The following is a 7,597-nucleotide window of genomic DNA, read 5'->3' on the forward strand; positions in this document are numbered from 1 at the left end:
CCATATAATTACGTAAAACATATTTCGGATTCACCGAATTTTGAAGTGTTTTTCGCTCTTGGTCTGAAAGTAGTTCTTTATTTAAAAGTGTTACATAATGTGCAAACCAAAAATGCCAAGTTTCTAAAATAATGCCTGTAACCTCTTCAGGTTTGTAAAACGCAGCAGTAATTTTTGATACACAAACTTCACTTGTATCTGTTTTTTCAATCTGATTTAAATTTCTAAAGAAAATCGTATAATCTGTTTCCGTTTGTTCTAAATTATATAGCAATTGTTGAATCAGCTTTTCGTTTTCGTCATTTTTGGATGTAATACCCAGTTTTTTCAACATCATTTCTAAAAAAGCTTCATCGTATTTTTTGGCATAATCATTTAGAATTTCTTCCAAAGGTGCTGCTTCTTCAATTAGCGGATATAACGCATTTGCTAATTGATATAAATTCCATAATGCAATATTCGATTGGTTGCCAAAACGGTATCTTTTCCCTGCTGCATCAGTTGTATTTGGTGTCCAATTTGGATTGTAATCTTCAAGCCACCCATAAGGTCCGTAATCAATGGTGATGCCGTGAATACTCATATTATCTGTATTCATTACGCCGTGTACAAAACCCACACGTTGCCAATGCACAATCATATCTCTTGTTTTTTCGGCAACAGTTTTAAAAAATGCAATGTATTTTTCTTTTCCCGCTGTATTAATTTCAGGATAATAATTTGTAATCGTATAATCGGCAAGTAATTTTAAATTCGGAATGTCATTTTGTGAGGCAAACAATTCAAAACTTCCAAAACGAATAAAACTTGGTGCTATTCTGCAAACAATTGCCCCTTTTTCTAATGCTGCATTTCCATCGTACATTACATCTCGAACCACTTCGTCACCAGAGGAAACTAAAGATAAAGAACGTGTTGTTGGAACACCCAAATGAAACATAGCTTCACTACATAAATGTTCTCGAATAGAAGATCGTAACACTGCCAAACCATCTGCTCGTCTGGAGTAGGGAGTAGGACCTGCTCCTTTTAATTGTAACGTAAAGAGTTGTTTGTTGTATTCAATTTCACCTAAAACAATAGCTCTACCATCTCCCAATTGTCCTGCCCAATTCCCAAATTGATGACCAGCATAGTTCATAGCAAACGGTTTAGCGTTTCCTATAATTTCGGCACCAGAAATTAAATTTAAAAACGCCTCTGAAGCAACAAAATCATCCGAAAAACCAATTAAATTCTGAACTTCTTTGGCAAGATGAATCAATTTTGGACGTCTTGGTATTTTCGGTTTTACATATGAAAAAGCGGCATTATTTACTTGACGCGTATAGTTTTCTTCAATTGGATCTGAAGGTAAATTTGTAATGAACTTATGTAGAAATTGAATAGACATTAGCTTTTAATAATTCACAAAGTTACAGAATAAATTTTTTAAATATTGTCTATTAAAATGTATATTTGTACAAATTTCATAGGATGAATGCAATAGAAACAAAATCTAAGTTAGAAACTTATTTTCAGCAGTTTAGAAAAGATATCATCGGTATTAACCAATCGTTTGTTTCGCCATTTGGAAAACAAAAAATTGTTTATACAGATTGGACGGCAAGCGGAAGATTGTATCGACCAATTGAAGAAAAACTAATGGATACTTTTGGACCTTTTGTAGCCAATACGCATACAGAAACATCAATAACTGGAACAGCAATGACGATGGCATATCATGAAGCCCGTCATATTATAAAACACCACGTAAATGCTACAGATAATGATGTTTTGATTACAGACGGAACTGGAATGACAGGCGTTGTAAATAAATTACAGCGTATTTTAGGTCTTCGAATTCCAGAAAATTTAAAAGAATATACTACCATTCCTAGTGAGTTAAAGCCGATTGTTTTTATATCGCATATGGAGCATCATTCTAATCAAACATCTTGGTTAGAAACTATTGCCGATGTGGTAGTGATTCCAGCAGATGAAAATGGCTTGTTTTCTATAGATAATTTCACAAAATTAGTGTATGAATATAAGGATAGAAGTTTTAAAATTGCATCTATAACTTCTTGTTCAAACGTAACAGGAATTCGAACACCTTATCACGAAGTAGCCAAAATTATGCATCAAAATAACGGTGTTTGCTTTGTTGATTTTGCCTGTTCAGGACCTTACGTGGAAATTAATATGCATCCAGAAGATAAAGAAGCGTATTTAGATGCGATTTTCTTTTCGCCACATAAATTTTTAGGCGGACCTGGTTCTTGTGGTGTGATGATTTTTAACAAAGAACTTTATAAAAATAACATTCCAGATTGTCCTGGTGGTGGAACGGTTTCTTGGACAAACCCTTGGGGCGAACACCAATATATTGACAATATTGAAGATAGAGAAGACGGAGGAACGCCTGGCTTTTTACAAGTGATAAAAACGGCGCTTGCGATTCAGTTGAAAGAAAAAATGGGTGTGCAATCTATTTTAGAAAGAGAACACGAATTAGTTGATTATATTTTTGAACGATTAGCACCAATCGAAAATATACATATTTTAGCCGCAGAGCATTCGGATAGGTTAGGGGTAATTTCATTTTATATTACCGATTTACACTTTAATTTAGGGGTAAAATTATTAAATGATAAATTCGGAATTCAAGTTCGTGGAGGTTGTAGTTGCGCCGGAACATATGGGCATTATTTGCTAAATGTAAACCAAGAAACCTCAAATTCTATTACTTGCAGTATTAATGAAGGCGATTTAACCAATAAACCAGGTTGGATTAGAATGTCAATTCATCCTACAACTACGTCAGAAGAAATTCAGTTGGTTTGTGATGCTATTATTGATGTAGCAGAAAACTTCACTTCTTGGCAAGAAGATTATGTATATAATCCAATTAAAAACGATTTCAATCATAAAGACGATACCAAGCCAGAAGTAGCTATGGTGAAAAGTTGGTTTCTTTAGACACATAGGAACATAGTAAAATATAAAACAGGTTGAGTGGCTTCGCTAAATAAAGAAAACATAGACAGGTTTAGTTCTTACTTTATTACTCATTACTTTTTACTTTTGCATTTAACCCAAAACCCTTTACCTTTTACCCAATACCTAAAGCCTTTTACCTCATATGCTTCCAACGTTTATGCGTCCACAAGTAAAATTCTGGTGCGTCATAAATTTGCTGTTCTACTAATTTTAGGAAATTGCTTGTGATTTCGTAATTCGGAATGTCTTTGATGTTTTCATCACAAAGGATTTCGAAACTACCTTCATAATACCCACGTTTTAATTTTTTAGTTTTTAAGAAAATCACATTCATATCGTATTTTTTAGCTAACATTTCCCCGCCTGTATGAACCGGAACTTCGATTCCCATAAATTTTTCCCAATGGTGAGTAGCGCTTAATTTTGGCGATTGGTCACTAACCAAACCATATAAACTATAATTTTTATTTCTAAAATTAGTAGCCATAGTTGGAATGGTTTCTTTACTATCAATTAGATTACTTTTAAATTTAGAACGAATTTGACGAACTAATTTATCAAAATACGGATTGGCTAATTTTTTATAGACACCATAACCCATAAAATGAATATGATAATTCATAGAAACCGCCCATTCATAACTCGCATAATGCGCACATAACAAAGCAATACTTTTTTCTCTTTTTTCTAATTCATAGTACACTTCCATATTTGAAAAGGTGTAGCGTTTTTCAATTTCCTTTTTTGAAATAGATAATGTTTTTATCATTTCAAGAAATAAATCGCAGAGATGAGCGTAGAATTTTTTCTCAATATTCGTTCTTTCTTCTTCAGTTAAATGCGGAAGCGCTAAGGCGATATTACCACGTACCACTCTTTTTCTATATTTAAAGATACGATAAATAAGAAAGCACAAACAGTCAGATAAAAAGTACAATACAGGAAAAGGTAGTATAGAAATTATCCAAATGAACGGGTAAATGATAAGATATAATAGAAATTGCATGAATATTTTTTTTACAAATATACGTGTTTTGTTATTTCTTAGAAAATAATAGGATAATATGTTTTTGGTATTGATTTTTCAATAATTATAGTACCTTTAGCTTCATTAAATTTTTAGATATGTATTCTATTTCAACCATTATTATTGCTATTACAGCCTTGGTTACGTTTATGGGTTTGTCCAATGTTGCTTTTTTTGAACGTTTTAAATTTAGCATTTCAAAAATTAAATCAGGCGAACAATTTCGAATGATTACATCCGGTTTTTTACATGCAGATTGGTTTCATTTTGCGTTTAATATGTATAGTTTTTGGAGTTTTGCCAATTTTTTAACTCAAGAATTTAGTACCTCAAATTTTCTACTTATTTATTTTGGAAGTATGTTAATCGGTAGTGTATTAACCTATTACATACATAAAAACGAACCCTATTATTCGGCAATTGGTGCTTCGGGTGCGGTGACAGGAATTATTTATTGTGCCATTTTATTGTATCCAGAAATCGAATTGAGAATGTTTTTTGCTATTCCTATTCCGGGGTATATTTTTGCTTTTCTGTATTTGGGATATTCCGTTTATGGTATTAAAGGGAGAAATGATAACATTGGGCATACCGCGCATTTAGGTGGTGCCATTGGTGGTTTACTAATTACATTACTTTTAGTACCAAGTTTGTTTCAATCCCGATTAATTTTTATTGGAATTTTATTAATCCCCATTGCGGTTTTAATGTATTTAGTAAAAACCAAAAAAATATAAGTGGCATACTATTTGATTTCATAATTAGTATCCTAAATATATCAATTATGAACAAAGTTATTTTACTACTTACAGGATTCATTTCTATGGTAGGAATGAGTCAAGAACAAACTAAATTTACGCCACAAATTTCTATTTCTGGTGAAGGAAAAATTTTAGTAACGCCTGACATTGCATTAATTCAATTGGGTGTGCAGAACAACGGAAAAGACCCGAAAGAAGTCAAACAATTAAATGATGTAACGATTGATAAAGTCATTGCGTACATCAAAAAAATTGGAATTTCAGTTACAGATTATCAAACCACCCAATTGAGTTTGTACAAAAATTATGATTTTGAAAAAAAGAAATATTCGTACCAAGCCAATCAAACTATTTCGGTTACCTTAAAAGACATTTCTAAATACAATGCGTTTATGATGGATGTGATGGAAACAGGCATAAATGTAATAAATGGTGTAGAATTTAAATCTTCAAAAATGGAACTATTTGAATCCCAAGCAAGAAAAAAAGCCATATTAAACGCTAAGAAAAAAGCAGAAGATTACGTTTCAGTACTGCCAGGACAGAAAGTTGGAAAAGCCATTTCAATTTCTGACAATTCACAAACGAATTATCCGCAACCCGTTTTTATGGCTAAAGGAATGATGGCTGATAGCGAAGCCACCCAGCCAAAAGAAACATTGGCTATTGGAGAAATTGAAATTGTATCCAACGTTTTAGTTTCCTTTGTTTTAGAATAAACAACTTGACATAAAATAGAAAAGCCAGAATATACTTCTGGCTTTTTATAATCTAAGAATGGCGAGTTGTCTTGCCCTAAAATAGCTATACACAATAACAGTGTGTATGGATACTCCTTAGTTAATGTATAGATAGTGTATGAAAGTAGTTTTTAGATATTTTACCATCAACTATAAAAAAAGCACCTCGTTAGAAGTGCTTTTGTGGGGAGAGCAGGATTCGAACCTGCGAAGTTTTCACAGCAGATTTACAGTCTGCCCTCGTTGGCCGCTTGAGTATCTCCCCAGGCCATTTCGATTGCAAATATATAATTGTTTTTTATTGTTGCAAACTTATTTTACTGTAATGTATAAAATATTTTATAACGTTCTGAAAACTAAAAACATAAAAAAATCCCATTTAATTCTTTCAAACTAAATGGGATAATTATTTATTATTTTATGCCTAATGTTTCTTTTATTTTAGCTTTTAATTCTTCGCCGCTAAGGTTTTTGGCAATAATATTTCCTTTTGCATCTAAAATAAATGTGGCAGGAATTTGATCAACTTTATATGCAGTTGCAATAGGATCTTCCCAACCTTTTAAATTAGAAACCTGAGTCCACGTTAATTTGTCTTTTGCAATAGCAGCTTTCCATTTTGCAGCGTCTTCATCTAATGAAACACCAATAATATTTAAACCTTTACTGTGTAATTCATTATAAATGCCAACTACATTTGGATTTTCAGCTCTACAAGGTCCGCACCACGAAGCCCAAAAATCAATAATAGTAACTTTTCCTAACGATTCTTTTAACGTAACGGTTTTGCCATCTGGCGTTTTTGCTGAAAAATTAGGTGCCTTATTTACTTTTTTTTTTCTGGAGCAGCGGCTTTTAATTGCGCGTCTAATGCTTTTTTTACATTTTTACCGCTTTTTGTTCCGTGTAATTTTTTGTCTAATTTATCAAATGCTACTTTCGCATCTTTTCCTTGCATCATTCCTCTACTAACATAATTTTCTAAAAATAACATCGAAAGTATAGAACTTGGATTGTTTTTCATAAAATCTTTAGATTTCGCATCCATCTTAGCAGAAATAGATTGCGCTAATTTGCCATATTCTTGATTTAGTTGGGTCTGAACAGCTACATCATTGGTTTCCATAGCTTTTTTCATGGCTTCATTGTTGTTCTTCTGAAAATCCATAATCGGTTTGTTAATAAGTACCGATTCATCTGTATATTTTTGAAACAAATCATTATCAGTTGTTCCAGATATTTTTGATTTTTGAATGTCTTTGATGTCAAAAGCAATTTCTATCGTACCGCTTTCAATAATAAAAGGTAGTGCTTTTTTAGATTGATATTGTGGATCAATTACACCTTCAATACTTACAATACCTATTTCTGGAAGTTCGCTTTTTCCTTCAAATTCAAATTTTCCTTCTTTGATTTCTACTGTGTCCATAGCGATAGGTCCCATTTCTCCAGAACCTTCTAAAAATACTTTGGTGCCGTCTTTTACTCCTTTTGCAGTTCCTTCAATTTTAAATTTATTGCAAGAAATTAATATTAATGCCGAAAATAATAGTACTACTTGTTTCATTGTTTTTTTTCTAAATGGTTATGCTGAAAATTCAGTTATTTATTAGAGGCAAATGTAATAATTTTTTTAGGATTAATAAAATCGTTTAAATCCCACAATAGATATCACTATCTTTGTGAAATGAATAGTTACAATAAATTTAATTTTCACAAACATACGTTTTGCTTGTTTCAGCAAGTAGAAGATTCTGCAGTTGCAGATTTAAAATTAGGTTACAAAAGTGCGTCCGGAAGTGCGTACTATTTTACAGAATTGGGTGTTTATAGAAAATCCAACCATTGGGGAAGAGCTGCCAATTGCCGTTGGAGATTGATAACGAATGCGGACTATAAAAATCAAACTGAAATTGTAGGATTTGCCAGATGGACTGATTTTTATCCCAATAATGACACTGAAAAATTGTTTTTTATTGAAATAAATGAAGCAAAAAACGAGGTGCAATTTAATCATAAAAATCATCCAAACTATGCCCATCAAATTGTAAGAAATGCTTCCGACACAGCAAAAAGAATAAAAGAAA

Annotated in this window: 8 protein-coding genes and 1 tRNA gene; 4 read left to right on the forward strand and 5 right to left on the reverse strand. The window is 32.2% G+C overall.

Translation table 11 applies throughout. The features are described from left to right. A partial coding sequence (locus ACIQ11_RS07340; protein ID WP_396154023.1) for a YdiU family protein occupies positions 1-1,393 on the reverse strand: 1,393 nt, incomplete at its 3' end. An 83-nt stretch (positions 1,394-1,476) separates the two neighbouring features. Between ACIQ11_RS07340 and ACIQ11_RS07345 the strand changes: the two genes are divergently transcribed. Continuing rightward, entirely contained in the window at positions 1,477-2,961 is a 1,485-nt protein-coding gene (locus tag ACIQ11_RS07345; RefSeq protein ID WP_396154024.1) for an aminotransferase class V-fold PLP-dependent enzyme, read from the forward strand. A gap of 154 nt (positions 2,962-3,115) precedes the next feature. Here ACIQ11_RS07345 and ACIQ11_RS07350 read toward each other — a convergent pair whose 3' ends face one another. Then, complete coding sequence (locus tag ACIQ11_RS07350; protein ID WP_396154025.1) at positions 3,116-3,988, reverse strand: lysophospholipid acyltransferase family protein; 873 nt, start codon at positions 3,986-3,988, stop codon at positions 3,116-3,118. Positions 3,989-4,107: 119 nt separating this feature from the next. On the opposite strand from ACIQ11_RS07350, the gene ACIQ11_RS07355 reads away from it, so the two are divergent. Together ACIQ11_RS07355 and ACIQ11_RS07360 are read left to right on the forward strand one after the other, a co-directional pair. Next, complete coding sequence (locus ACIQ11_RS07355; RefSeq protein ID WP_396154026.1) at positions 4,108-4,746, forward strand: rhomboid family intramembrane serine protease; 639 nt, start codon at positions 4,108-4,110, stop codon at positions 4,744-4,746. 47 nt (positions 4,747-4,793) lie between these two features. Then, positions 4,794-5,489 (forward strand): SIMPL domain-containing protein, encoded by a 696-nt coding sequence (locus tag ACIQ11_RS07360; RefSeq protein WP_396154027.1) that lies wholly within the window; start codon positions 4,794-4,796, stop codon positions 5,487-5,489. Between the two features lie 205 nt (positions 5,490-5,694). Here ACIQ11_RS07360 and ACIQ11_RS07365 read toward each other — a convergent pair. The 3 genes from ACIQ11_RS07365 to ACIQ11_RS07375 form a co-directional block, all read right to left on the reverse strand. Then, a tRNA-Tyr gene (locus ACIQ11_RS07365) sits at positions 5,695-5,775 on the reverse strand. 148 nt (positions 5,776-5,923) lie between these two features. Then, a complete protein-coding gene (locus ACIQ11_RS07370; protein ID WP_396154030.1) occupies positions 5,924-6,382 on the reverse strand; it encodes a TlpA family protein disulfide reductase in 459 nt (152 codons plus the stop codon). Further along, complete coding sequence (locus tag ACIQ11_RS07375) at positions 6,337-7,077, reverse strand: DUF4369 domain-containing protein (RefSeq protein WP_396154028.1); 741 nt, start codon at positions 7,075-7,077, stop codon at positions 6,337-6,339. Before ACIQ11_RS07375 ends, ACIQ11_RS07370 begins: the two co-directional genes overlap by 46 nt. A gap of 120 nt (positions 7,078-7,197) precedes the next feature. Between ACIQ11_RS07375 and ACIQ11_RS07380 the strand changes: the two genes are divergently transcribed. Further along, positions 7,198-7,597 (forward strand): hypothetical protein (locus tag ACIQ11_RS07380; RefSeq protein WP_396154029.1); only part of this gene is annotated, 400 nt, incomplete at its 3' end.

It is taken from the genome of Flavobacterium sp. (genome assembly GCF_044361065.1).
In the GTDB taxonomy this organism is placed as follows: domain Bacteria; phylum Bacteroidota; class Bacteroidia; order Flavobacteriales; family Flavobacteriaceae; genus Flavobacterium.

What these genes read in the sequence shown, in the direction of transcription:
- ACIQ11_RS07345 (WP_396154024.1), top strand. Translation starts at nt 1,477, where the DNA reads ATGAATGCAATAGAAACAAAATCTAAGTTAGAAACTTATTTTCAGCAG.
- ACIQ11_RS07350 (WP_396154025.1), bottom strand. Translation starts at nt 3,988, where the DNA reads ATGCAATTTCTATTATATCTTATCATTTACCCGTTCATTTGGATAATT.
- ACIQ11_RS07355 (WP_396154026.1), top strand. Translation starts at nt 4,108, where the DNA reads ATGTATTCTATTTCAACCATTATTATTGCTATTACAGCCTTGGTTACG.
- ACIQ11_RS07360 (WP_396154027.1), top strand. Translation starts at nt 4,794, where the DNA reads ATGAACAAAGTTATTTTACTACTTACAGGATTCATTTCTATGGTAGGA.
- ACIQ11_RS07375 (WP_396154028.1), bottom strand. Translation starts at nt 7,077, where the DNA reads ATGAAACAAGTAGTACTATTATTTTCGGCATTAATATTAATTTCTTGC.